At 67.9% G+C, this 25,675-nt stretch carries 20 protein-coding genes; 10 read left to right on the plus strand and 10 right to left on the minus strand.

Features of this window, described 5'->3' with window-relative positions; all coding sequences use genetic code 11:
- Nucleotides 1–479: 479 nt before the first annotated feature.
- The 4 genes from CFK41_RS16695 to CFK41_RS16710 all read left to right on the plus strand — a co-directional run bounded on the left by CFK41_RS16695 (nucleotide 480) and on the right by CFK41_RS16710 (nucleotide 4,299).
- Nucleotides 480–986 carry a nucleoside deaminase gene (locus tag CFK41_RS16695; RefSeq protein WP_096800691.1) on the plus strand — a complete coding sequence of 169 codons (507 nt, stop codon included), beginning with the start codon at nucleotides 480–482 and terminating at the stop codon, nucleotides 984–986.
- A complete protein-coding gene (gene codB / locus CFK41_RS16700; RefSeq protein WP_096800692.1) occupies nucleotides 983–2,266 on the plus strand; it encodes a cytosine permease in 1,284 nt (427 codons plus the stop codon). The genes CFK41_RS16695 and codB overlap by 4 nt, the downstream gene beginning before the upstream one ends.
- A gap of 98 nt (nucleotides 2,267–2,364) precedes the next feature.
- Nucleotides 2,365–3,204 carry an NAD-dependent epimerase/dehydratase family protein gene (locus CFK41_RS16705; RefSeq protein WP_096800693.1) on the plus strand — a complete coding sequence of 280 codons (840 nt, stop codon included), beginning with the start codon at nucleotides 2,365–2,367 and terminating at the stop codon, nucleotides 3,202–3,204.
- A gap of 114 nt (nucleotides 3,205–3,318) precedes the next feature.
- Entirely contained in the window at nucleotides 3,319–4,299 is a 981-nt protein-coding gene (locus tag CFK41_RS16710) for an LLM class flavin-dependent oxidoreductase (protein ID WP_096800694.1), read from the plus strand.
- A 120-nt stretch (nucleotides 4,300–4,419) separates the two neighbouring features.
- Here CFK41_RS16710 and CFK41_RS16715 read toward each other — a convergent pair whose 3' ends face one another.
- From CFK41_RS16715 to CFK41_RS16725, 3 genes are all read right to left on the minus strand, one after another.
- The gene (locus CFK41_RS16715; RefSeq protein WP_096800695.1) at nucleotides 4,420–4,905 is read right to left on the minus strand and encodes a GNAT family N-acetyltransferase; all 486 of its coding nucleotides are present in this window, start codon (nucleotides 4,903–4,905) and stop codon (nucleotides 4,420–4,422) included.
- Nucleotides 4,906–5,228: 323 nt separating this feature from the next.
- Nucleotides 5,229–7,451, minus strand: a complete 2,223-nt coding sequence (locus CFK41_RS16720) for a hypothetical protein (RefSeq protein ID WP_096800696.1) — start codon at nucleotides 7,449–7,451, stop codon at nucleotides 5,229–5,231.
- A complete protein-coding gene (locus CFK41_RS16725) occupies nucleotides 7,448–9,250 on the minus strand; it encodes an HSP90 family protein (protein ID WP_169928858.1) in 1,803 nt (600 codons plus the stop codon). The genes CFK41_RS16720 and CFK41_RS16725 overlap by 4 nt, the downstream gene beginning before the upstream one ends.
- Nucleotides 9,251–9,488: 238 nt before the next feature.
- Between CFK41_RS16725 and CFK41_RS16730 the strand changes: the two genes are divergently transcribed.
- Together CFK41_RS16730 and CFK41_RS16735 are read left to right on the plus strand one after the other, a co-directional pair.
- Nucleotides 9,489–9,920 carry a (deoxy)nucleoside triphosphate pyrophosphohydrolase gene (locus CFK41_RS16730; RefSeq protein ID WP_227873130.1) on the plus strand — a complete coding sequence of 144 codons (432 nt, stop codon included), beginning with the start codon at nucleotides 9,489–9,491 and terminating at the stop codon, nucleotides 9,918–9,920.
- On the plus strand, nucleotides 9,917–13,057 hold the full coding sequence (locus CFK41_RS16735; protein ID WP_096800699.1) for a DUF3427 domain-containing protein: 3,141 nt from the start codon (nucleotides 9,917–9,919) through the stop codon (nucleotides 13,055–13,057). Before CFK41_RS16730 ends, CFK41_RS16735 begins: the two co-directional genes overlap by 4 nt.
- 403 nt (nucleotides 13,058–13,460) lie before the next feature.
- Here the strand turns inward: CFK41_RS16735 and CFK41_RS17835 are convergent, their stop codons facing one another.
- From CFK41_RS17835 to CFK41_RS16755, 4 genes are all read right to left on the minus strand, one after another.
- The gene (locus CFK41_RS17835; protein ID WP_151904793.1) at nucleotides 13,461–15,809 is read right to left on the minus strand and encodes a P-loop ATPase, Sll1717 family; all 2,349 of its coding nucleotides are present in this window, start codon (nucleotides 15,807–15,809) and stop codon (nucleotides 13,461–13,463) included.
- Nucleotides 15,810–16,497: 688 nt separating this feature from the next.
- The gene (locus CFK41_RS16745) at nucleotides 16,498–17,796 is read right to left on the minus strand and encodes an acyltransferase family protein (RefSeq protein WP_096800701.1); all 1,299 of its coding nucleotides are present in this window, start codon (nucleotides 17,794–17,796) and stop codon (nucleotides 16,498–16,500) included.
- A gap of 93 nt (nucleotides 17,797–17,889) precedes the next feature.
- On the minus strand, nucleotides 17,890–18,567 hold the full coding sequence (locus CFK41_RS16750; RefSeq protein ID WP_096800702.1) for a MerR family transcriptional regulator: 678 nt from the start codon (nucleotides 18,565–18,567) through the stop codon (nucleotides 17,890–17,892).
- On the minus strand, nucleotides 18,567–19,781 hold the full coding sequence (locus CFK41_RS16755) for an MFS transporter (RefSeq protein WP_096800703.1): 1,215 nt from the start codon (nucleotides 19,779–19,781) through the stop codon (nucleotides 18,567–18,569). Before CFK41_RS16755 ends, CFK41_RS16750 begins: the two co-directional genes overlap by 1 nt.
- A 176-nt stretch (nucleotides 19,782–19,957) precedes the next feature.
- Here CFK41_RS16755 and CFK41_RS16760 point away from each other — a divergent pair, with 176 nt between their 5' ends.
- The gene (locus tag CFK41_RS16760; RefSeq protein ID WP_096800704.1) at nucleotides 19,958–20,632 is read left to right on the plus strand and encodes a class I SAM-dependent methyltransferase; all 675 of its coding nucleotides are present in this window, start codon (nucleotides 19,958–19,960) and stop codon (nucleotides 20,630–20,632) included.
- Between the two features lie 241 nt (nucleotides 20,633–20,873).
- The gene (locus tag CFK41_RS16765) at nucleotides 20,874–21,737 is read left to right on the plus strand and encodes a CPBP family intramembrane glutamic endopeptidase (protein WP_096800705.1); all 864 of its coding nucleotides are present in this window, start codon (nucleotides 20,874–20,876) and stop codon (nucleotides 21,735–21,737) included.
- A 77-nt stretch (nucleotides 21,738–21,814) separates the two neighbouring features.
- On the opposite strand, the gene CFK41_RS16770 is transcribed toward CFK41_RS16765, so the two are convergent.
- Both CFK41_RS16770 and CFK41_RS16775 read right to left on the minus strand, forming a co-directional pair.
- Nucleotides 21,815–22,615: an SDR family NAD(P)-dependent oxidoreductase gene (locus CFK41_RS16770; RefSeq protein WP_096800706.1), complete on the minus strand. Its 801-nt coding sequence runs from the start codon at nucleotides 22,613–22,615 to the stop codon at nucleotides 21,815–21,817.
- A 211-nt stretch (nucleotides 22,616–22,826) separates the two neighbouring features.
- Complete coding sequence (locus CFK41_RS16775; protein ID WP_096800707.1) at nucleotides 22,827–23,744, minus strand: CPBP family intramembrane glutamic endopeptidase; 918 nt, start codon at nucleotides 23,742–23,744, stop codon at nucleotides 22,827–22,829.
- Between the two features lie 169 nt (nucleotides 23,745–23,913).
- Between CFK41_RS16775 and CFK41_RS16780 the strand changes: the two genes are divergently transcribed.
- Nucleotides 23,914–24,633, plus strand: a complete 720-nt coding sequence (locus CFK41_RS16780; protein ID WP_096800708.1) for a MerR family transcriptional regulator — start codon at nucleotides 23,914–23,916, stop codon at nucleotides 24,631–24,633.
- An 8-nt stretch (nucleotides 24,634–24,641) separates the two neighbouring features.
- Here the strand turns inward: CFK41_RS16780 and CFK41_RS16785 are convergent, their stop codons facing one another.
- Nucleotides 24,642–25,019, minus strand: a complete 378-nt coding sequence (locus tag CFK41_RS16785; RefSeq protein WP_227873131.1) for a MerR family transcriptional regulator — start codon at nucleotides 25,017–25,019, stop codon at nucleotides 24,642–24,644.
- Nucleotides 25,020–25,047: 28 nt separating this feature from the next.
- On the opposite strand from CFK41_RS16785, the gene CFK41_RS16790 reads away from it, so the two are divergent.
- A complete protein-coding gene (locus CFK41_RS16790; protein ID WP_096801158.1) occupies nucleotides 25,048–25,662 on the plus strand; it encodes an RBBP9/YdeN family alpha/beta hydrolase in 615 nt (204 codons plus the stop codon).
- Nucleotides 25,663–25,675 lie beyond the last annotated feature (13 nt).

The following is a 25,675-nucleotide window of genomic DNA, read 5'->3' on the forward strand; positions in this document are numbered from 1 at the left end:
TGCGCCTGCAGCGGGGTGCGGCCATCCTGGGCTCTCGAGGAGCAGGGGCGAAGGGCGAGAGGGCGCCGTGACCTTCTCGTGACGTGGCGTCTCAGGGGTGGACGGGGAATCGTCAGCCCATCGGCCCGCGCGGAACCGTCAGATCACGAACCAGAAAGGCGCTGAAAGTGGTTCGCCATCTGACAGTTCCGGTCGACCGAGCGACTGGCCGGGGCCTGCAGGGGTGAGGTGCGCGGTCAGCGGTGGTCCGCGCCGGCCTCACTCGTCGGGGGTGCACCACTCCTGGGTGGGCAGGGTGTCCCAGAACGAGGTGTCCGCGGAGTCGATGGATCGGTCGGCGATCGCGCGCACGCCCGGGTCAGCCGATTCACGGAACAGGTCTCGGTGCGGTCTCGCCCCCGGGGCGGGCGCGCGGCGCAGGGCGCATCGGCTCTACGATTCCAGGCGACCCTCCCCTCCCCGATCGCAGGAGCACCACCATGACCTGGACCCCCACCGCCGAGGACGATCGCCGCTTCCTCGCCCTCGCGATCGAGCAGGCGAAGGCCAGCTGGGACGAGGGCGGCGTGCCGATCGGTGCCGTGCTGGTGCACGACGGGGAGGTGCTCGCCGCTGGCCACAACCAGCGCGTGCAGAAGGACTCCGCGATCCTGCACGGCGAGACCGACGCGATCGAGAAGGCCGGTCGGCTGCGCGCGAGCGTGTACCGGGAGTCCGTGCTGTACACGACCCTCTCCCCCTGCATCATGTGCGCCGGCACGGCGATGCTCTACGAGATCCCGCGGATCGTGGTGGGCGAGAACCGCACCTTCGAGATGTCCGAGGCGCTGCTGCGCGAGCGCGGCGTCATCGTGGACGTGCTCGATGATCCCGAGTGCGTCGGGCTCATGGAGCGCATGATCGCCGAGCGCCCCGAGATCTGGAGCGAGGACATCGGCGTGGAGGCCGACGAGCTGACCGCATCCGCCAAGGGCTCCCAGCGATGACCACCGCCGATCTGCGAGAGGACGGCGCCGCCCCGCCCGTCGACCCGGACTACCCGGTCACGCCCGTCCCCCGCTCCGCCCGCCGCGGCGTGGTCTCGATCTCCGTGGTGCTGATCGGGTTCACCGTCTTCGCGCCCACCCTGATGGCCGGGGCGAGCATCGGCGTGGGCTTCCCCTTCTCCGAGTTCCTGCTGGTGCTGCTGGTGGGCTCCGCCGTGCTCGGCGCCTACGTCGCCGCGATCGGCTTCCTCGGCGCCCGCACGGGCCTGACCACCGTGGTGATGTCGCGGTACACCTTCGGGACCGTCGGCTCGAAGGTGGTGTCCCTGCTGCTGGGCGGCACGCAGGTGGGCTGGTACGGGGTGGCGGTCGGCTCGATCGGGCAGATGACCGCGCTCGCCTTCGGCTGGGAGAGCGGCTGGGCGCCCGCGCTGGTGATGATCGGCGTCTCCGCGCTGATGATGTTCACGGCGCTGTACGGCTATGAGGGCATGTACTGGGTCTCGCTGGTCTCCACTCCCCTGATCCTCATCCTCGCGTTCTGGATCACCGGCATGGCGCTCGGGGAGGTGGGCGGCATCGGCGGACTCTTCGCGATCGCACCCACCACCACGCTGACCTGGGCCGCTGCCGTGACCACGGTGGTGGGCACCTTCGCCTCCGCCGGCACCCAGGCCGCGAACTGGACCCGCTTCGCGCGGCGCGGCCGCGACGCCGTGACCGCCAGCGCGATGGGCTTCGTGATCGGCAACGGGCTGATGGTGTTCTTCGGCGCCGTCTCCGCGCTCGCCTTCGGCGAGGGTGACTTCACCACGCTGCTGCTGAGCATGGGCATGATCGGCTGGGGCCTGTTCTTCCTGTTCGGGAACCTCTGGAAGTCCAACGCCGACGCCGCCTACGCCTTCGGCGTCGCCGGGGCGGAGATCGCGAACTCGACCCGCAAGGGCCCGTTCATCATGGTGGGCGTCGCGATCGGCACCGTGCTCGCGCTGCTCGGCGTGGAGGGGCACATCGTGGGCTACCTCAGCCTGCTGGGCGTGTTCATCCCGCCGCTCGGCGGCGTGCTCATCGGCGACTGGATCGCCCGCTGGCGCAGCGGCCAGCCCGAGCTGTCCACGCTGAGCGAGAAGCTGCGCTGGCAGGCGCTCGTGCCGTACGTGCTGGGCTGCGTGGTGGCATGGGTGTCGAACCGGTACGGGCTCGGCATCGCGCCGCTGAACGGGATCGTGGTGGCACTGGTGCTGGCGTGGGTGCTGGGGGTGCGAGCCGCGCGGCGGTGAGGGGGCGTCGTGCCCGTCGGCCGCACCGCGCCGGACCGAGCCATCTCACGACGACGGCGCACGTCCCATTCCGGCCGCCGAGGGTGCACGATGTGCGCATGAGAATCGCAGTGACAGGTGGCTCCGGCAAGCTGGGACGTTCGGTGGTGCGGGATCTCCGCGAGAACGGTCACCAGGTGGTGAACCTCGACCGGGCGGGCGAGCGCGGCGACGGGTTCGTGCAGATCGACCTGCGCGACGCTGGCCAGGTGCTCGATGCGCTCACCGGCATCGACGAGCAGGCGCCGGACGGCTTCGACGCGCTCGTGCACCTCAGCGCGATCCCCGCCCCGGGCCTCGCCGCGAACTCGGCGACCTTCCAGAACAACATGCTCAGCACCTACAACGTGCTCACCGCCGCCCTGAAGGCGGGGATCCGCAACGTGGTGACCGCCTCGAGCGAGACGGTGCTGGGCCTGCCCTTCGTCACCCCGCCGCCCTACATCCCGGTGGACGAGGAGTACGACGCCCGGCCCGAGTCCCACTACTCGCTGTCCAAGCACCTCGAGGAGCAGCTCTCGATCCAGCTGTGCCGCTGGCACGAGGATCTGAAGATCATCGCGCTGCGCTTCTCGAACGTCATGGACGAGGAGGACTACGCCCGCTTCCCCGACTTCGACGCCGACGCCAGCGCCCGGGAGTGGAACCTGTGGGGCTACGTGGACGGCCGCGACGCCGCCCAGGCCGTGCGCCGCTCCCTCGAGCACGCCGAGACCGGCTTCGACCGGTTCATCGTCGCCGCGGCGGACACCGTCATGACCCGCGACAACCGCGAGCTCGTCGCCGAGGTGTTCCCGGACGTCCCCGTGCACGGCGACATCGCCGGCAACGGCACCCTGCTCTCGATCGACAAGGCCCGGCGCGTGCTCGGGTACGCGCCGGAGCATTCTTGGCGGTAGTCGGCCGACGGGTGCGGACGTCCGGCTCCGGGATCAGGAAGAGAAACGGCTCGCGAGGCGTTGCTCCTCGTGGTGCCGGGCCTGCCGGCGCCGCCCCTCGCTGAAAGGCCCCTCATGCCCGTCCCGCTCTCGATCCTCGACCTCGCGACCGCTGCCAGTGGTCAAACCCCGGCGGAGGCGCTCGAGGGCACGGTCGCCCTGGCCCAGGCCGCGGAGGCGAACGGATACGGGAGGGTCTGGTATGCCGAGCACCACAACATGGCGAGGATCGCGTCCTCCGCGACCTCGGTGCTGATCGCCCACGTCGCTGCGCACACCAGCACCATCCGGCTCGGAGCGGGCGGCGTCATGCTGCCCAATCACTCCCCGCTCGTGATCGCCGAGCAGTACGGCACCCTCGAGACCCTCCACCCGGGCCGGATCGACCTGGGCCTCGGGCGGGCGCCGGGCACCGATCAGAACACGATGCGGGCGCTGCGCCGCAGCGGCGCCTCGGCCGATTCGTTCCCCGAGGACGTCATGGAGCTGCAGGCCTATCTGCAGGGGCAGTCCCGGATCCCCGGCGTGGACGCCTACCCGGGCAAGGGCACCGACGTCCCGCTGTACATCCTCGGCTCCTCGCTGTTCGGCGCCGGCCTGGCCGCCACCCTCGGCCTGCCCTACGCCTTCGCCTCGCACTTCTCCCCCGGCGCCCTCCATGAGGCGATCGCGCTCTACCGCAGCAATTTCCAGCCCTCCGAGCAGCTCGAGAAGCCCCACGTCATCGCCGGGTTCAACGTGATCGCCGCCGACGACCAGGCCGACGCCGACCGCCAGCAGCAGGAGATGATGCGCAGCCGCGTCGCGCTCCTGCTGCGCCCTGGCACCGAGTACACCGACGAGCAGGCCGACGAGCTGCTGAACGCGCCCCAGGCCCAGCACCTTCACCAGATGGCGACCTACAGCGCCGTCGGCACCGCCGACGTGGTGCGGGACAAGGTGGCGGCGTTCGCGGAGTCCACGGGCGCCGATGAGCTGATCATCGCCCACCAGGGACCGCGGGCGGAGCAGCGGGTGCGGTCGGTGGAGCTGCTGGCGGAGGCGTACGCGGGCTGAGCCGGCGGAATGACGCGGCGCCTCTGCCCGCGACGCTCAGCCCCTCAGGGACGGCATCTGACGCCGGTGCCGGGTCCTCGACCGTGAGCGCTTCCAACTCTGCGCAAGCGCGTGCCCACCTCAGCCGAGGGACCCACTCCACTGCTCCTCGCCATCGACGACGGTGTCGGAAAGGGTCATGCCGAGCCGTCGCGCGACGTGCTGAGACGCTTCATGGCCCGGGTGGATGTGAGCGATGAGCTGCGTGACTCCTCGGGCGCGAAGGTCGTCCGCGAGGAGCTGCACCGCGCGACCCGCGTATCCGCGCCGCTGCCACGGGAGCCCGATCACCCAGGAGATCTCCGCCAGCCGCTGATCGGCCGGGAGGGTCGCCTGGACGAAGCCGACTGCTCGCTGGTCGTCCCCGACGACGACGATGTCGTTGAGCCACTCCTCGGTCCCGTCGACAGACCGTCCCCGGGTCTGGATGGCATACAGCCTCTCGAGATCGGCTTCGCTGGGTGGCTTCCCGCCCGTGTACCGGTAGAGGCCCGGGTGCGCGAGAACGAGGGTCATCTCGGCGGCGTCCGTGACGCGCAGGGGGCGGAGTGCGACGGTCTCGGTCACGAGGGATCCTCTCTCCACAACGGGAGGCTGATGGTCGCCGACGCGTCGTCCGCGGTGTTCCGGGCCTGCAGCTCAGTTCGCCCGGGAACCCAGATGCGCGCCAGGTAACAGTGGACGGGCAGGGGATCGCCCAAGGGATCGAGGTAGGCGGTGACGTCCATGGTGGGACTTCTCCTTCGGTCGATTCCGACGTGGTCGCCTTCGGTGTGCGGGCGGAGCAGCGGGTGCGGTCGGTGGAGCTGCTGACGGGGGCGCACGCGGGCTGAGCCTCGAGCCGAGGACCTGCCGCCCGCACTGCACGGACGGCGGGTCCTCGGACTACCTCACCCCTCCGGAAAGAACCTCGTGCGCAGCCGCTCGGACTGCACCGCGTTCCCGTTCCGCCGGTCGAGGGCCGCGGCGATCCGGCGCGCGTCCTCGCGCAGCCGTGGCCCGCGCTCGTCGGCCGGTGCGTGCTCGAGCAGGAGGCGCGCCGCGCCGGCGAAGGTGTCGAGATGGGTCGGATCCCCCGGGGTCGTGTCCGCGAGCGCCGCGTCGAGCACCCATCCCCGTGCCTCCGGGATCCGGGCCGCGACCTCGAGAACCACCGACCGCGGCAGGTCCCCGAACTCCTCGAGGTCCCGATCGACTGCCTCGAGCTGCGCGATCACCGCGGCGACGGCATCGTCCGCCCCCTCGCCCTCCTGGAGCGCACCCCAGACGGTCCAGGCGAGAGCCGCCCGCTGCTGGGCCGGGTCGTTCGATGCACGCAGCACGCCCGCGACGAGCCCGGGAACAGCACTGGCGTCCACCGGCGCGAGGATCCGCGCCAGATCGAGCTGCACGTCGAAGGGGTCCACGTCGCCCGCATCGGCCGCGAGCCGGGTGCGGACCTCCTCGAACAGCGGACCGTACTCCGCGTCCTGCCCGAGTTGGGCCGCTCGGGCGAGCTCCGCCACGGCGATCGGCGTGGTCGGCATCCCCGTCACGGCGCGCAGGGCGGTTTCCGCGGTGATCATCGCCCCGAGCCGGTCCAGGGGGATCGTCGGCAGATCCAGGGCGATGAAGCACACCGGCAGGAACAGCCCCGCGGCGGCCTTCTCGAGGGCGGGTTCGACACCGTCCGGTGCGAGCGCCTGAGCCTCCTGAGCCGTCGCGAAGCGCAGCACCAGCGCTTCATGGTCGTCGGCCTCATAGGCATGGAAGACGTGCATGAGGCGGGCGACGAACTCCGCCGACGGCATGCCCAGCTCCCGGCTGCGGGCGATCGTGGCCTCGACGACGGCCTCGACCTCCGGGTCGGACCCGGCCTCGGTCACCGACATCGCCTGCTCGTGGAGCGCCACGTAGCGGTCCTTGATCGCGAAGGGCACGGACTCCATCGTCACCGGCGAGGTGCGCCGCGGGATCCATCCGGCGCGCAGGATCCGCTCGGCCCGCTCGTCCGGGTCTTCGTCAGCGCTGCCGTCCCCCGGTGCGGCGGCGGGGAGGTCCGCGAACCAGAAGTCCTGCAGCTCTCGGGTGTGGAGGTCGGTCCCGCCGCGGGCATCGTGCGCCGCAGCGGCCTCCGTCGCCAGGGCACGCAGGAGGGTCGCCTCCTCCCCCGCCGGGTCGTCGAGGGCGCGGCTGCGCGCGAGAGAGGCCTGGAGCCGCCAGTCGACGTGGTCGAGCCCGCTGTTCTCGAGTCCGAAGTCCGCGACGACGCGGGCGTCGTCCGGCCGATGCTCCAGCACGAGCAGCAGATCCTGGACCTTGGCGGTCCGCAGGAGGCGGTCGATGCCGAGCTGGTCGATCAGCTCGTCGCCGATGCGGGAGGCGACGTCCTTCTTCCCGGCGCGGGCGGACAGCGACCCGATCTCCGCCCGCAGCAGCACGAGCTGGCGGCTGTCGTCCCGGTGCATGTCGATCGGTCCCGGCTCCACGCCCATCGCCGTGAAGCGCCGTGTGAGCGTCGCAGCGGCCTCGGCCGGGTCGAAGGGCTCGAGGATCATGGCCTCGCGGGTGACGGTGTTGGCGTCGAACGGCGGCCATTCGGCGCTGCCGATGCCCTGCCACTGATCCAGCAGCTCGAGCGCGCGCTCCTGCTCGCCGCAGAGGACGGCGAGCGAGGCGCGCGCGAGCGTCACGTTCGCGAGGTCGAAGCCGTACCGCACCGTCTGCTGCTCGACGAGGTCGACGACCCGCTCGAGCTGCGGACGCGTCACGGCCGGGTCCTCTCCCACCGTGACCACCAGGTTCGCGACCGTGCCGAGGAACGCCTGCAGGTTCTCGGGGCGGATGTGGTCGCCGTAGCGGCTGACGATCTGCATGAGCCGCACGAACGCCTCCAGCGCCGCCAGAGGCATGCCGCCGGTGCTGTACAGCGCGTACTGGCCGAAACGCCCGCTCGCGGCGAGGTGGGGCACGCCCTCCGCCTCGCAGGCCGCGATCTGCTCCTCCCAGGCGCGGACGGTCTCCAGGGAGTCGGGCATGTCCCAGATCGCGGTGCTCCGGTCGATGAGCGCCTGCACCCGCTGCGCCTTCTCGCCGGTGAGACCTGCGACCTCGTCGTATCGGATCATCGTCATCCCCTGTCCTCCTCGGTGCGGTGCTCGGTGGTCGCCGCCGCGACGAGCAGCGTCTCCAGCGCCCCGGCGAGGGCCGCCTGCTCCTCGGCGCTCAGGCGGATGCCGGCCTGGAGAAGGCTCAGCAGGTGCAGGGCACGGATCGCATCGGCTCGCGCGGTCGGGGCGAGGCCGCCGCTGAGGGCGCGCACCGCCCGGGCGCGGAGGTTCAGCACGAGGGTGGGCCGGGGGTCCACCGGGTCGGCGGGCTCGAGAGACGTCGCGCCGCCGAGCAGCTCGGCCCACGGGTCGTCCTCCGCCTCCTCCTCGAACGTGAAACCCGCGGTGCGGCCGGGCACATGGAGCACGAGCTGGGTCACCGGGCGGAAAGCCCGGACCTCGATCGCCACCCCGAACGCGTCGAGCACGGTCCGCGCCGTGCCGCCGATCGTCTCCGCGAGGGCCGCGTCCTCCCCGCGCGGGGCCGGGAGGTCCTTCAGCAGGGCCGGCAGCTCGAACTCGCGTGCGGTGAGGCGGGTCTGCGCCCGGTTGAAGGCCCGCAGCATCTCGGCACCGTCGGCATAGGCGCCGTTGACGAGCAGCCCGCCCTGCGCATGCACCAGGGGTGCGTAGGTGCTGAACTCCCGTTGGTCGGTGGTGAAGGTGATCCGCGCCGGCATCGTCACGAGCCGCATATCCCCCGCGCTGGTCTCCCAGATGAAGTGGCGTGCCACGAACTCCAGCATCTCCGGGTGCGCGACGGCCAGGGCGAGCAGGCTCGGCCCGTGCACGTCGACGAACCGCTGGAAGACCTCCGGGTCCCCGGCGGCGAGCCGTTCGATGCCGGCTCGGACCTGGTGTCCGATCTCCTCCTGCGCCGTGGCGAGGGAGCTGGATTCATGCAGCGACTCGCGCGAGGCCGTGAGGCCGAGCGATCCCGCCTCGATCGCGACCCGCGCGAAGCTGACCCACTCCGGGACCAGCTGCGTGTTGTCGGACGCGACGGACATGCCATGGGAGAACACCCGGTCCCCCGCGCGTCCCCGACCGGTCGCCGCCGTCCCGGTCACGAAGGCCGTGCCGCGGATCCCGAGCATCGGCACATCCAGGGGGAAGCTGGCCAGCGGGTCGAAGCCGAAGACCTCCTCGCACCAGTCGGCGGCCTCGTCCTCGGAGAGGTCCCAGGGGGCGGTGTTCCCGCTGACCTGAACCGGGGACTCGGGATCCCCCGCCACGGCGACCGTGATCGGGACGGTGAGGAGGTTCGCGTACTCGCCGGCGAGCCGGCGCACGCGATCGGCGCCGACCCATTCGGCCTCGTCCGAGCGGGCGTGCACACGCACCAGGGTGCCCGGCTCGGCGAGCGGCTCGGGGGCGGGCGACACCGTGAAGGTGCCGTCCCCGCGGCCCACCCAGCGCATCGTCTGCGCCTCCGGGTCACGGGCGCTGCGGGAGGTCACCTCGATCTGGTCCGCGACGAGGAAGCAGGAGAGCAGACCGATCCCGAACTGGCCGAGGAACTCGCGCCGCACCGCCGCGAGCTCCTCGCGCTTGCTGGACGCGCCGATCGTGGAGAGCAGGCTGCGCGCATCCGCCTCGGTGAGGCCGATGCCGTGATCACGCACCGTGAGCGCCCCCGCGACCGGGTCCACGACCAGCTCGACCGGCGGCAGGTCTCCGTGCTCTCCACGCGCCACGACCGCGTCCCGCGCGTTCTGGATCAGCTCGCGCACGTACACGCGCGGACTCGAGTACAGGTTGTGCGACAGGATCTCGACGATCCCGCGCAGATCGACCTGGAAGTTCTCCGTGGTGGGCGGCATGGGGGAAGAGTATGTGACCCCGCGGGGGCAAGGAGGGGGTGAATCACCGTGGGAGAGGGTCGATCTAGGCGGGGGAATCCGTCGGTTCTGCCAGCCGCGCGGGCCTCTTCTGTAGTGGAACCTGCGCTTAGTTTCTACGAGACACTCTGCAGCAACTGCTTCTGTCCTTGCCGTTTCGCTCTCCCTGTCAGGCGGTATCCGTAGGATCGAAGAAATCGCTGACGACAGAGGAGCTGCAGTGACGGGTGGCCAGAGAATCAGCGTGGTGGGCGCGATCATTCGACGTGGTGACGCGGTGTTCGCGGCCCGGCGTAATCTGGAGCGAAGCGCCGGTGGGCTCTGGGAGTTCCCTGGCGGCAAGGTCGAAGCGGGCGAGACCCCTGAGGGAGCCTTGGCGCGTGAGCTGCACGAGGAGCTCGACGTTGAGGTGGCCGTAGGCTCCTTCATCGATCAGAGCCTCAGCACTGTGGGCACTGTGACCATCGAGCTGTCGTGCTACTCCGTGACGCTTCGAGGTGCAGAGCCCACATCGAGTACCGACCATGACGCAATGACCTGGATTCCCCTGGATAGTTTGGATCAGTTCGAGTGGGCTCCCGGAGACGTTCCGATCATCGAGGGCTTGGCCGCGAAGCTTCATGACTCTGCCCTCGCGGAGAACGAGCGATGACCATCCCAAACTCCCTCGATCCCGGGCTCTACGAACTTTTGGTCACCGCTGGGCTTGGCAACGTGCTCGACGGCACCGAGGCGAGTGGGCTGACCACTGTGACGGCCGACGTCGACTCCGAAGACGTTGCCCATGTTCTGACTCAGCACATCGCGAGCGCGGTGAGCAACGCGCTCCAGAGCACCCCTCGGGACGGCCAGATTGAACTGGCCAATCGCATTCTGAACAGCCTGCCTCCGGCGGAGCTCGAAACTGCTGTTTCCCCGGGGCCCCGACTTCTGACGTCGGTGACCGCAGCGCAGGACACCGCCGCTCCCCGACCCTCAACGCCGCTCAGTGACGTCGCGCTGTTCACCAACTCTCGCCTAGATCCACAGCTCGGTTCAGAACTGCGACTCGAGATGGCCAGTACAGATCAGATCGATCTGCTGTGCGCCTTCGTGCAGTGGAGCGGAATCCGCGTCCTCGAAGATGCCCTCCGAGCTGCGGCTGATCGTGGGGCGAAGATCCGGGTACTCACCACCACGTACATCGGTGCCACCGACCGGAAAGCGCTCGACTACTTCGTGCGTGCGCTGAACGCTGAGGTGCGGGTCAACTACGACGCTCAGTCGACGCACTTACATGCGAAGGCGTGGATGTTCCATCGCAAGAGCGGCTACACGACGGCCTACGTGGGCAGCTCCAACATGAGCCGTGCCGCGCTCGTCGACGGCCTCGAGTGGAACGTGCGCCTGTCACGCAACGCCACGCCGAGCTTGCTCGACAAGTTCGAGTCCACCTTCGACACCTACTGGGATGACTCAGCTTTCGCCCCATATGACCCGGACCGGGACGCCGACTACCTCGATGCCCTACTGGCGAAGAACAGTGGTCGCACCGGCGCTGGAACATTCGACTTCAGCCAACTGGATGTGCGTCCCTACCCGCATCAGAGCGAGATGCTTGACGGCCTCGAGGCCGAGCGCAGCATCCACGACCGGCACCGCAATCTCCTGGTCGCTGCGACCGGCACGGGCAAGACCGTCATCGCGGCCCTCGACTACAAGCGGCTGAAGTCCTCACCAACGGATCAGCCGTCACTGCTCTTCATCGCGCACCGCAAGGAAATCCTCGAACAGGCTCTGCGCACCTACCGGGACGTCCTCAAGGACGGGAGCTTCGGCGAGCTCTTCGTCGGCGGACTCAAGCCCACCCGCGGCAGGCATGTCTTCGCATCCGTCCAGTCCATTGCACGACCTGGCGAGCTCCTCAAGTGGGGCAAGGAGCATTTCAACGTCGTTGTCATCGACGAGTTCCACCACGCGGAGGCGACAACGTACCGCCGGGTGGTTGACCATTTCGAGCCACGCGAACTTCTCGGACTGACTGCCACGCCAGAGCGTGCCGACGGCGTGGATGTCGCGGCCGCCTTCTTCGAGGGGCGAGTCGCCAGCGAGCTCCGCCTCTGGGACGCTCTCGGCGCGGATCTCCTCGTCCCGTTCCACTACTTCGGGATCGCCGACGGAGTTGACCTCCGTAGTGTCCGCTTCTCCCGCGGACGGTATGACCTGAGCCAGCTCGACAAGGTTTACACCGGCAATGATGCCCGCGCAGCGAAGGTACTGGCCTCCGTACATGACAAGGTCACCGACCCCACCCAGATGCGCGCGCTCGGCTTCTGCATCAGTGTGGATCACGCCCACTACATGGCCCAGGTCTTCAATGACGCAGGCCTGCCTGCCCTCGCCCTCTCTGGCGAGTCGCGCAGTGACGAGCGCCGAGAAGGACTCGAGAAGCTTCGTCGCGGCGAACTGACATGCCTCTTCGCTGTCGACCTCTTTAACGAGGGCCTCGATATCCCCATGGTCGATACCGTCCTCATGCTGCGGCCCACCCAGTCCGCGACGATCTTCCTGCAGCAGCTCGGGCGAGGCCTTCGACGAGCAGACAACAAGGCTGTCCTGACGGTGCTCGACTTCGTGGGGCTGCAGAACGAACAGTTCCGCTTCGACATCAAGTATCGCGCGCTGACAGGGCTCTCCCGCAACAAGCTCGAGCGGAACGTCAGAACCGGTTTCCCATTCCTTCCGCCTGGCTCGCAGATTGTCTTTGACCGAGTCGCACAGGACATCGTCCTCACGAACATCCGCAAGCAGCTCAAGCTGACCACCAGGGACTTGGTGGTCGACGTGCGCCAGCACAAGGCACCCGACATCGCAGTGCGCGACTACTCAGTGGGGACCTATCTCCGCGAAGCCGAGCGTTCCCTCGCAGACATCTACGCACCTTCCGCGCGGACGTTTGAGGGTCAAAAGCGTGCCGCGAGTTGGTCTTCCCTCGTGGACTGGGCCTTCCCGGCCGAGCGCGGCACTGCCAGCTCCGAGGACGACGAGATCCTGATGCGCAGAGTGGGGGCGCTTACTCACGTCGACGACCCGGACCGGTTGCGTGCCTATCGAGACCTTCTTACGGCGCCCGAGCTTCCTCATGGGATCGAAGAGAACCTTTATGCCGCGATGCTCTTCTTCAGTTTCTGGCCCACCGGGACCCAGGGAATCCGTGCCGGCCTCGAGGATCTCCGCACTCGTCCACGCTTTGTGAGTGAGGTCGTGGATCTCCTGACCTACCGCGAACAGATCTCGCGCACACTTCCCCGGGCCCTCGACGGACACTTGGCGGCGACGCCCCTGCGGTCCCACGCTCAATTCTCCCGCGAAGAGCTCCTTGCCGGGCTCGGTCTGGGCACTCTCGATACTGGGACGCCAGGCACCATCCGCGAAGGAGTGAAGTGGCTACCTTCGCTGCAGACAGATGCCTTTCTCGTGACCTTGAAGAAGTCCGAGGCGGACTACTCCCCCACCACGCTGTATCGCGACTACGCGGTCAACCAGGATTACTTCCACTGGGAATCGCAGAGCACCACAAGTGCCAACAGTGCGACTGGGCGCAGGTACGCGACGCACGTCGCAGGCGGCAGCAGCGTTGTGCTCTTCGTGAGGCGAGCGAAGACGGGTGATCTCGGCACGGAGCCCTACACTTGCCTCGGGACCGCCAAGTTCGAGAGCGCAACGGGATCCAGGCCGCTGCAGATCGTATGGAAGCTTGATCGCGCGATGCCAGTTGATCTGTTCCTCGAAGCGAAGGCCGCCGCCTAGATGCTGCAAGCAGGGACTTCATCACAGCGGAAGCAAGCGCCCAAACACGCACAACATGCTCATGAGTGCAGTCGGTTGTTCAGAGTTAAGCGCTACATAGAGCATCAAGGCCGGCGGCGATAGTGGCTCTCGAAGGCAACAGTTCTCGAAGCCTTGGAATCTTCGAGCAATTAAACTTCCGAACTTTAACATCCCGCTAGAGGCCATAACGCGACCGCTCCTCGCACCGTCGACGCCGAAAGACACAAGTAACGCGACACCCCAGAACTGAGTATGGACGCGTCGACGGAGCGGGAAAGTCGGGCTTAGGCATCGGATCCCCCTAAGCCTCAGCCCGACTACGCGACACCGCCAGCGCCACTGAAATCAACTCCGAGAGACTCTACTTCGCCCGCAGAATCCTTTAGGCATGCAGATCGTCATCCACGATCTCAAGGTACGCCCTGAACGCCGGGTGAACCTGAAATCTAAGCACCCGATCGTTATTAGAAGAGTTTCTCTGAGCGACACGAAGTTTTCGACGCGAGACATCAAGGCCCTCGACATAGTCGAATTTTCCGCCCGACGTTTCGACCCCAAGGAACGACGTAGACATGAGCCACCACTTAATTTGATCAGCGTTCTGTTCAGACTTAAGAATATCGTCGAGCTCCTGCTCCGACATAGTTGCGCCGACACCGGCGAACTCAAAAAGCATTTCTTCGAGCTCATCGAAAGCAGAGGAGCTTTCAACAAGAAGAGCCTCGATTGCGAATCGCGAGTACTCCTTTTCCGCGTATAGGATATCGCTCGCGTCAATGCGGTCATGCTTGCGATTAATTGCAGTAGTCAAGGCCGCATTAGCCATGTAGATAAAATCTCTTGGACGCCTAAGGACGCGCCACAAAAGATAGTCGCGGGTGGGAAGTCCTTGAACCTCGTCGCAGAAGAGTTCGGCCCACATCGTCCCACCGGACTGCCGACTGTTAACCTGGTAACGCTCTTCAAGAACTCGCACGAGAAGCTGCTCGTCATTCCAGTCGACAGTCCTAGATCCGATCTTGTCAGGCTCTCTGGCGTACTTCTTTACGGCCTCAAGGATGTCAGTCCGAATAAACAGGGAGACCGCACACTCAAACTCTTGCGCGCTTCCGCCTCCGTGCTCGAAATCTTTTTCAATCTTCCCGGAAGCAACGAGCAGGGCGAGAATCAGCCGTGACAACGACTCAAGCTGATCACTTGGCTCCCAGTTCTTATCCAGATTATCAACGAGAACCGCAATCCTAGTTTTCTCTCGGAGAGCTGCCTTTGTGAGCTGCACCAGGCGACTCAACCCGTCCGTCCGCAGTGCCTTGGCAACGTCCTGCGGCGTAAGTGTTAAGCCTTGCCCGCCATGCACCTTCTCTAGGCGTCGGACGACGCTTTCTATGCGATCCGTGAAACTACTTTCCGCACTTACTGACATATGGGAAAGCAGATTGCGCAAGTCGTCAACTACCTCTCCGTCAATGAGGTGTCCGGGAGAAACGTCACTTTCCGCGATGACCCTTAGTGCGACTTCTGTCTGCACGACATACTTCCAAATCATGGTGAGCATATATTCAAGTTGCTCTCCTGACCCATAGTCACTCACGACTTGAGTCAACCCGCTCATTTCATGCGAACTTGGCTTGATTGGAACAACAAGGATCCCTCTATCGAGGGCAAGCTCTGCTGCCGCCTGGGACATGGTCGCCGATTTTCCAGTCCCCTTTCGGCCCGCAAATACCTTCGCCTCACCCCCTACTACAGCATTGAACTCGCTCGTTTGCACGAAGTAGTCCGGCAAGGACTCAGTCTCATACTCGGCGACATACTCGCCGAACGAATGGAGTGGAAGTTCAATATCAAGTGCGAGGCGCCCCATCCTGCGCTTCGATCCAGCGGTTTTCGGAAGGCTGCCGAGCCAAGCCTCAACCTTGCCTTGAAGTTGCGCAGCGGTATCATACTCATATAGCAGGTCAACATAATCAAGCGGATTGGATTGACCTCCCTCAACAGCCATAATTATTGGAAGCTCGAGTCCTCTCGCAAACCCTGCAAGGAAGCTAGAAACGGCATTATGCTCAACTGATCGCTTCCGATTAGATCCAAGCAAGTGGAAAATTGCAGCCGACGAGCGATAGATTTCTTTTGTATAGAACTCGAGGGGTGCCAAAATTAGATCTGCATTCGAGCCCCTGAACGTCAGATGTGTCTGCCTCTCTAGGAAGCGCTCGAGTGATTGAGCCGCAGTATGCTTAATCGGAGAATGGACTGCAAACACGGCATTATCTTCTCGAGGTTGCGCACCTGCGATCAAGCTCTGCGAAAGGGACTGGGTCGATTCAGACAGGTTCCTAACTATCTGGTTTGCCAGAATCTGATGGTTCCCAGAATAGTCAACACGGCCAATCTGCTCAAAAATCGGGAAAGTCTTCCAGAGTGCCGCCGCAGACATGTCTGTTTCATCAAACGCGATATAGGTTTGCTTACCTAGCGAAAGGGCGTACCCAAATTCAAACAGAACGTTGGGATTGAAGCTACTGAGCTCCACAATTACGATGTCTGCACGTGTAATTGCCTCCAGTATGGGATCAATTAGCCTCCGCCCGGAGACAACTAGTGATTCCCACCCGACCGCATCGACTCCTCGCTTTTCGAGTTCTCCGATCGCTTGCCTGATGGCATCAACCCTCAGGGGCGGCTTTGATGCGTATGCGAAGAATATGTTCGGGTTTTCTTTAGCTTCCATGCTGTCCACTTCTTATCGAGAGCCTTCTAAATGGATGTCCATGGGTCGCGCAGAGACGCCGCGGCCCGTCCCTTGAAATGCTACCTCGTTGTTGCATCCTCGTGGGGCATTTCTAGCGAACACGGCTTCAGTTGCTCACAGGCACGGACTTGTCGACCCGGAAGCCGTGCACACGATCATCCACGTACGAGCTTCGTGCCGATGGCGTCTTACGGGGCGCGTTCCGGACGCGCGCCTATTATTTAATGATAGAGCCTACCGATGATCGGGGGCACTTATTTGCTTATCTTCTTTGAGGCAAGACTAATCACGCCTCCAATGCCCTAAGTTAGCATTTCGGGCTGAATTTTTATGCGTACGGGCGCTTTCCCGGAAGGACAATGCGTTGCTATTTTCTGCGCTGGCGCATTATTTGGCTCGCCTAGCTCTTGACGCGGGAGGGGTAGATAGTGGTACTGCAGGGGTACACATCGGGTACTCTCATAATCTTCAGGTCCGGCCCTGGGTGATCGAGAGTGCGTTTCGATTGCCACCCAAATGACCAGGCTCCGTCTTAGCGTTCCACCCGCAAAGCCGGCAGTCGTCTTTCGCCACCTGGGTTTAAGTTGGGGTGGGAGTACATGCCTGGCAAAGGCGCTAGTTCAATACAGATTGACTAGCTTGGGAATGAGTACTCCGGAAGTCACTTTTAGGATCTCGGAAAGTTAAAAACTCTGAATGCCCACAACCCCGCAACCGGCAGCAGCGGCCACACCCAGGCCACGCCGTTCTCTCCCACGGTGCCCACCGAGGCCATCACTGCGAGCGAGGCGATGACGAATACTGCCGCGGCTACCGGCATCCACACTGGCGGCGCCAGCCGGTCGTCGGCTCGCGGCGTCTCGAACCGACCGATCACCAGCACCACCACCCCGGTGAGCGCCAGCAGCACCAGTGCCCACAGCGGCCTTGTCGCCCACCACAGGCCGCTCAGCGGCTCGGGCAGCAGCGCCCGGGCATCCAGCGCGAGCAGCAGGTGCGCCACGCCCACCATCACGGTGAGGTGCCACAGGAACCAGGTCATGATCCGCTGGTTCACGAGCACGGTGGCGAACCACAGACCGGGCCGGCGCAGCAGCGCGGTCAGCGGCTTCTCGAGCAACAGGACCAGCCCGGCCTGCAGCATGCCGAGGAAAGCCATGGTGATGCGGGTGGGGCTCGAGTTGGAGATCTCGTCGGCCGCGGAGGTGACCATCGAGACCGGATACGGGCCCACCAGCACGAGCAGAAGCAGGCCCACCAGTCCAATCGCGGCGAGGAGAAGGCGTCGTCCGGATCCTGCGAGCCGACCATCCAGCCAGGCGTATCCGACCTGGTGGAATGCCGCCCACACCAGCAGGTAGTTCGGGTAGCCGAGCAGCGGCTGGTCGGCCAGGAGACTGATCGCGTCGACCGCTCCGGCGAGCGCGATGCCGCCGAGGATCGACCACCAGCCGAAGCGTTCCCAGAGCCGCAGGCACGGCGGGGCGACCAGGATGACCATGAGGTATGCGGCGAGGAACCAGGTGGGGATGAGCGCCATCTGGGAGGCGAGCTGCACGGTGGCATTCGGTGCCCCGGCGGCGACGGCCACCACCCCGATCACGAGCCAGGCCAGCAGCAGAGGGATCAGCGGGATGCCGAGGCGGCGCAGCCGGGTGCGCAGCCACTCGGCGTAGGCCACCTTCTTCCGTCGCGCGGAGCGCCAGGACAGCGCGTTGGAGTAGCCGCCCACCAAGAAGAAGATCGGCATCACCTGGAACACCCAGGTGAGCGGATGGGTCCAGGCGGCGCCGTCGAGCACGCCGTGGGGCAGGATGCCGCCGTCGGCGTCGACCGCGATGATCGTCCAGTGCCCGAGCACCACCACGGTGATCGCGGCGGCGCGCAGGAAGTCGACCACGCGATTGCGGGACTCCGGGGTGGCGGCGTCGATTCGCTGGGCGCGGCTGAGGCCGGAGGTGGTCACGGGTGTGTCCCTTCGTCGTCCGCCGGCGTCGGCCGAGGAGACGGGCCACGAGATCCGCTGGTGGTGGCCGAACTGTACCGGACGCGGGCCCGTTCAGAACGGGCGTCGCACGAACTCCCGCTGCTGGACGTTGAGGCCGCGGTCGACGAGCTCGAGCAGCAGCTGCATCTGAGCTCGGGGCAACGGCGGCAGATCCTCGTCCAGACCGTCGAACACCATGCGCACCCGGTCCGAGAGCTCTTCGAGCTCGGCCTCGGGGGTGTCGGCGTCGAGCGCGTCGAAGCGCTGCTGCAGCGCAGCCACCGCTTCACGCCTGCCCGGCTCGGTGAGCGCCTCGACCAGGCGGAGGAAGGGCTCGTGGTCGCGGTACAGGTTGGCGAGCAGGATCGCCGGAGGCACGTCGGTCGCCTCGCTGCTCAGGGCCGCTGCCTCGCGGGACAGCCCCACGTGCCCGCCCGCGCGGGCCTGCGCCAGGCGTTCGCGACGCTCCGTGAGCAGCGCGATCTGGGCGGCGAGGTCGCGGTCGGCTGCTTCCAGCACCTCCTCGTCGGCCTGCGGGGAGGGATCGGCGGCGAGCGCACCGGCCGCGGCGAGGCTCAGCCCGGATGCGGTCAGCTGGCGGATCCTCAGCGCCGTGACCAGGTCGTCGGCCGAGTAGTCGCGGTATCCGTTGGCGCGTCGGGGCGGCTCCGGCAGAGCCCCCGCCTGGTGGTAGTAGCGAATCGTGCGCACGCTGACGCCTGCGAGATCGGCGAGTTCGGCGATGCGCATCAGAGTCTCTCCGTTCCGAGTCGGCGCAGGCGGCGGGTGAACAGGGCGGCCACGACGGTGAGCAGCCACAGCCCGGCGAGGATCGCCGCGGTGAGCTCCAGGCTGCCGAACTCGATGAGAAGTGAGGCGAGGCCGATGCCCAGGGCGGGCACCAGGGTCATGAGGGCGTTCTGGGCGCCGAGCACGGTGCCCCGTCGGCCCTCGTCGACCGCCTCGACGAAGGTCAGCCCCACCACCGCGTTCATGGACCCGGCCCCCAGGCCCACGATCGCCGCGCCGAGGAGCACGATCACCGTGGACTCCAGCGTAGCGAGCACGGCAAGACCCGCCGCGATCACCAGGATCCCGGCGATCAGCCAGGCCCGACGGGGCAGCCGGGCACCGGCCGCGGCGAACACGCCCCCGCCCACCAGCATTCCGGCGGCCAGGGCGCTGAGCACGAAGCCCACCGCCTCCCCCTCACCCCGGAACGCGAAGTGGACCGGGATCACCATGCCCTGGAAGGCGGCGAGCACCACCGCGAGCGCCAGGAGCAGCAGCACCAGGGCGCGCAGCAGCGGGGTGCGGACGATGAGACGGAGGCCGTGGAGCATCGCGCCGGCGCTCGAGCGGAGCCCGCCGACCGAGGTCTCGGACCGCTCGTGCGCGGCGGCGCGGGCGGGGATCAGCAGGGTGAGCAGGGCGGCGAGCGCGGCGATGCCCGCGGTCACCCACATCACGGCGACGGGTTCGAGCGTGGCGACCAGCAGCCCGGCGGCAGCGGGCCCCAGCAGCATCGAGATTCCGCCGAGCGATTCGCGCAGCCCGATGAGGCGCGCGGGGTCGATGCCACCGGCACGGGCGAGCGACGGGAGCATGGCCTCGCGGGCGGTGACCCCGGGGACGTCCCCGAAGGAGTTCAGCACCGCGATCGCGATGAACCATCCCAGGTTCAGGCCGATCGTCAGCTCGATGAGCGGCAGCAGCGCCAGGGCCAGCGCGGAGATCACGTCGGCGAGGATCGCAGCGGTGCGGCGATTGATGCGGTCCACCAGGAAGCCCATCAGCAGCCCGGCGAGCGCCGACGGCACCGCGGCGGCGAACGCCACCGCTCCGGCACCCAGAGGGCTGCCCGTCGTGAACAGCACCAAGAGAGGCAGGGCGATCGCCGTGACCGAGTTGCCCAGCAGAGACGTGCCGTAGGAGGCGAGGTACGGGAGGACGATGCGAGTCATGACCGGAAGTCGACACGTTGACAACGCGTCAGGGTCAAGGGCCGACGGCGCTGGCCGATGTCCGGGCGTGGCGGACGTCTCCCTGCGGTGCGCCCCGCGCAACACAGCGTCCCCGCGGTGCGGCGCTCCCGGCACGAACCCTGTCCCGGGCGATCGCCGTCTGGAAGGCTCCTGCCATGGCCACACACCAGCACCAGCACTCCGCCGCGCATGCCCACGCTCACCCCGCCCCGGACCCGTCCCTCTCCCCCGCCGAGCACTGGGAGAAGCGCTACGGGGGCCAGGAGCGCGTCTGGTCCGGGCGGGTGAACGCCACGCTCGCGGAGGTGGTCGGCGGATTCGAGCCCGGCACTTCGATCGACCTCGGCTGCGGGGAGGGCGGGGACGTGCTGTGGCTGGCCGAGCAGGGCTGGCAGGCCCGGGGCCTGGACATCTCCGAGACCGCCGTCGGCCGTGCCCGCGCCGAGGCCGACGCACGCGGCGTGGACCGTGCGACCTTCACCGCGACCGACCTCGACGCCTGGCAGCCGGAGCCGGACACCGTCGACCTCGTCACCGCCTCGTTCTTCCAGTCGGAGGTGGCGCTGGAGCGGATCGAGATCCTGCGCCGCGCCGCCACCGCGCTGCGCCCCGGCGGGCATCTGGTGACGATCTCCCATGCCGCGCCGCCGTCGTGGTCCGACCATCTCGCGCCGAACATGATCGACGTGCACGCCGAGGCCGAGCAGCTCGCCCAGCCCGTCGAGGACTGGGCGGTGGAGATCGCCGAGGAGCGCCGGCGCCCCGCCACCGGACCCGACGGCGCGCACGGCGAGCACGTCGACGCAGTGCTGGTGCTGCGGCGACGGTGACCGGAGCGCCCGGAGAACGAGCCGGAGCACGAGCCGGCGCCGCGCGACCGCGCGCTGCCCCGTGCGGTGCGTCCGCGCCCGTCGAGTCGGGGCGGTCCCCTCATGACGCCGTCTCCCTCTTTCGAAGGAGGCGCGGCGGCGGGCGCGCTCCGTAGGCTCCATTCAGTCGCCTCGGTGCCGACTCCGTCGCACCCTGGCACTGTTCCCTCGACGCCACGCGCGACCGGAAGGTGACGCTCCCGTGCCACGGATCGACGCCGCCGCGGCCGCGCGGCCCCGACGGCTCGCCACCGCTGCCTGGCAGATCGCGCTCGCGATGCTCCCGCTCGGTGCGGGGCTCGCCGTCCTGCCGTCACTGCTGCCCGCCGCGCCCGATCCCTCGGACCCGACCACGCTCATGCTCCGGATCGCCGCCGGGTGCGCGCTGAGCGCTCTGACCCTGACGGTGATCCTGGGGCTGGTCCGCGTCGCGGACGGCCGACGGATGCGCGACGCGGGGCTGACGAGCCCGCGCACCGGGTGGCGGCTCGCCCTCTGGGGAGCGCTGCTGTGGAGCGCGCCGGCGGCGGCGACGCTCGGCGTTCTCAGCCTCCTCGGCGCCCCGCCGACCCTCACGGTCCCGGGACCCGACCTGGTGCGCACCGTCCTCCTGCTGCTCGTCGCCGTTCTGGCCGTCGAGGCGGTGCCCGAGGAGGCGGTGTTCCGCGGCAGCATCATGCATTCGCTCGGGACTCTCGCCCGGGGCTGGTGGGTCATCCTCGCCCAGGCGCTGCTGTTCACGCTGTTCGGAGCGCTCCTGCGCCAGAGCTGGGATCCGGTGGACCTCTCGCTGTTCCTCGTGATGGGCATCGGGTTCGGCTGGCTCCGTCAGCTCACCGGCTCGATCTGGATGTCCGTCGGCTTCCACGCCGCCTTCCAGACCGGGGCCCAGCTGGTCCTCACCCACGACGTGCTCGCCGTCCCGGGCGGGACCGGAACGGCCATGCTCGCCCTGGGGATGATCCCCTTCACCGTCGCGGCGGCCGTCACCTCCGCGGCCGGAATCCCGCGGGTGGTGAATGCGGGATCACGCGCGTCGCACGAACGACCCGGCTCGAGGGCCTGAGCGCGCCGGTCGAACAGGCCCGTCGGGTGCCGTCGCCGATCCTGATGCGCGCCGCCGGCACCCGCCGCGCTCACCCCTCACGGCAAGATCGAATCCGTGTACCCGCCGTCCACACGCAGCGCCCCGCCCGTCGTCGCCGAGGCGAGCGGGGAGCTGAGGTAGACCACCATGTTCGCGATCTCCTGCGGGCGGATGAGTCGCTGGATCAGGGACTGCGGGCGGTGCAGCCGCATGAACTCGGCCTCGGCCTCGTCCCACGGCAGCGTCGGATCCACCAGCTGGTACACGAACTCCTGCACACCCTCGGTGTAGGTGGGGCCGGCGATCACCGAGTTCACGGTGACGCCGGTGCCGGCGGCCTCCTTCGCGAAGCCGCGGGAGACGGCCAGCAGCGCCGTCTTGGAGACGCCGTAGTGGATCATCTCCGCCGGGGTGACGATGGCGGAGTCGCTGGCGATGTTGAGGATGCGGCCCCAGCCGTTCTCCGTCATGCGGGGCAGGGTCGCGCGGATCAGACGCACGGCCGAGAGCACGTTTACCTCCCAGTAGCGCTGCCACTCCTCGTCGGTGATCTCCAGCGCCGGGGCGGCGCCGAAGATGCCGAGGTTGTTGACCAGGATGTCCACGTCGCCGACCGGCTCGAGCGCGGCGGCGAGCCCGTCCGTCGTGGTGACGTCCCCAGGGGCGTCGATCAGTCGGGCACGCGGGATCCCGACGCCGACGAGCGAGTCGATCCCCTCGGAGACGCGGTCGGCCGTGCGGCCGTTGACGGCCACGCGGGCACCCGCCTCGGCGAGCTGCTGGGCGATCGCGAGGCCGATGCCCTGGGTGGATCCGCTGACGAACGCGGTGCGGTCGGTGAGATCGAGGGTGAGCATGCGAGGTCCTCCTTGGTGGATGCGTTCCCGCGGGAACGCCGACGGGGGCCGGATGCTTCCCGGTCGGGTCGCAGGCCCCCGTCGGCCCCGTCGGCAGCAGCACGGAACCATCAGATTCCGAACCATATCCGGCCGAGAAGTGGTTCGGAATCTGACGGTTCCGGTGGGGTCGCCCGACGGGACGACCGTCCGCCGTCGGCGGCGGCCCTGCTCACGTATCGCGGGTCGCGGCACGACGCCGCTCCGCGCGCCACACGATCAGCACACCGACCGCCTGGGCGAGCAGGAACAGCAGCATGTACGACCCGCCTGCGCCGGCGGAGCGGTCCTGGGCGATCCCTCCCCCGTAGGCGAAGACCGCGCCGATCCCCATGGCGAACACGTTGTTCATGGCGTGGAAGGCGATCGAGGCCTCCAGCCCGCGGCTGAGCATCGCCATCAGGGCCGTGCTGGCTCCGAGACCGAGGTAGTTCAGCAGCATCCACGGGTCCGCGGAGGTGTGCAGCAGGGCGAACAGCACGGTGGAGAGGCTGGTCCCGAGGGCGAGTGCGGGCCGGGCCGAGCGCAGCCAGGAGCCGTAGGCGGCGGTGAGCACGCCGCGGAACACGATCTCCTCGGCCGCGGCCTGCAGCGGTGTGGTGAGCAGGATGATCGCCAGCAGCGCGACCGTCGTTCCCGTCACCGCGACGGCCGCGAGCGGGGAGGGCTGCACGAGCGGCAGCACGAGGTTCAGCGCCACCATCAGCCCGGCGAACACGGCGGTCCAGCGACCCAGTCGCCGCCAGGAGAAGCGTCGGCCCACCGCGAGCACCTCCCGCCACGGCGTCCCGGTCACCAGGCGCAGCAGGGGCACCACGATCGGGACCAGCAGGATGATCGAGAGGTTCAGGGCGAGATAGGTGAGCGGGGTGAGGGACTCGTCGGCGGGATCCTTGCCGAGCATGCCCACCTCGACGACGGCGGCACCCGCCAGGAGCAGGAGCTGCAGGAGGTAGGTCATGGCGACCACGACGACCGTCATCACCACGGGTTTCCACCAGCTCATGGCGAGATGGGCGCCGAAGGGTCGGACGGTGTCGACCCGGCGGGGTGCCGGCGCGGTGGATCGGGTGTCGGAACGGGCGGTCATGGGTGCCTCCTCGGGCTCGATGGCGATGACCGCACCGCACACCGTGCCCCAGGGGCACGGTCAAGGGCTCCCTTCCGCTGAGCAGCCTGAGCAGGGAGGATGTCCGCATGTTCGAACGGCCTGCTCCCGCACCACCCGCCCCAGCACCCGCTCTGCCCGGCACCCTCTGATGGCCTGGAGCACGCGCCGCCTCGCCCAGCTCGCGGGCACCACCGTCAAGACGATCCGGCACTATCACTCGATTGGGCTGCTCGAGGAGCCCGAGCGGGCCGAGAACAACTACAAGCAGTACGGGACGCCCCATCTGGTGCGTCTGCTGCAGATCGCTCGGCTGCGCGATCTGGGGATGCCGCTGGCGGACATCGCCGGCCTCGGGACCTCCGGGGAGACCTTCACGCAGACCCTGCGCACTCTCGATGCGCAGCTGGCCGCGTCGATCGCCCGCAGCCAGGAGCTGCGCGCGGAGATCGCCGAGCTGCTGGACCACCATGCAGAGTCGGACGTCCCGGCGGGCTTCGCCTCCGTCGCCGACGCCCTCACCCCCGCCGACCGTGCGGTGGTCATGATCAGCGAGCGCATGTTCGACGAGCAGGGGCGGCAGGATCTGCGGGAGATCGCCGCGGATCACCAGGAGGCCGACGACGCCTTCAACACCCTGCCTCCCGACGCTGACGTCGAGGAGATCCAGGCCGTCGCGGCCCGTCTGGCGACAGTGCTCCGCACCATCCACGAGGAGCATCCCGGCACGAAGAACCCTCCGCTCGGAAGCACACGGCGCTCCTCCCTGCAGGACCTCACGAGGGCCGTCACCGAGCTGTACAACCCAGCGCAGGTGGAGGTGCTGCGCCGGGCCTACGTGCTCGCGCACGAGGCGGAGGCCGATGGCTGACCGGGTGGTCAGGAGGCGAGGTCACTGAGCGCGGCGCGGGTGGCGTCGATGCGGCGGGAGGCCGTATCGAGGCGTTCGGCGACCTGGTCCAGCTCGGCCTGCAGCGCGGGGCAGAGCTGGAGATGATGGGTGCCCGAGCCGGTCCTCACGCAGTCGAGGTACTGCCGGATCACCACGGTGGAGAGGCCGGCGTCCATCATGAGCCGGATGCGGGCGACGATCTCGAGATCCGCCTCCTCGAAGAGGCGGTAGCCGGCCTGGGTGCGGGCGGGGGCGAGCAGCCCCTGCTCCTCGTAGTGACGGAGGGATCGCGCAGAGACTCCGGCGCGCCGTGCGAACTCGGTGATGAGCACCTGGACCTCCACGAGGACGGATTTGACCTTCACACCAACGGTAATGCGTAGCGTCCGCGACATGACCACGAACACCGACGGCTCGTCCGCACTCCCCTTCTCCCGCCTCGTCATCGTGCACGGCTTCGGCGCCGCGCCGAGCGACCACTGGTTCCCCTGGCTCGCGGCGCAGGCGACCACGGCCGTGGTCCCCGAGCTCCCCTCACCGCTCGCTCCGTCGGCGGGCGCGTGGATCACGAGGACCGCCGAGGCCATCGGCCGTCTCGACGCAGAGACCGCCGTCGTCGCCCACAGCCTCGGCAATCCGACGGCGCTGGCAGCGGTCCGCCAGCTGCAGCAGGCCGGGGACCACGGATCCCTCGGGGCCTTCGTGGCGGTCGCGCCCTTCCTCGCGCCGCTCCCGCCGGTCGGGGACGAGGACCTCGACGGGTTCATCCGGACCGGTCTGGGCGACTTCCTCACAGGTCTCGAGCCCGCTGCACTGAAGCCTGCACTCGGCCCCGTCCGGGTGATCCGCTCCTCCGCGGATCCGCTGGTCCCTGCCGACCTCAGCGACGAGGTCGCCGCCGCCTTCGACAGCCCGGTGAGCGTGGTCCCCCGGGCCGGGCACTTCCTCGCGAGCGACGGCGTCGAGTCCCTGCCCGCGGTGCTCGAGGCGTTGCGCAGCGCGAGGTGAGGCAGAGGCCCGT

This window comes from Brachybacterium ginsengisoli (genome assembly GCF_002407065.1).
Taxonomy (GTDB): Bacteria; Actinomycetota; Actinomycetes; order Actinomycetales; family Dermabacteraceae; genus Brachybacterium; species Brachybacterium ginsengisoli.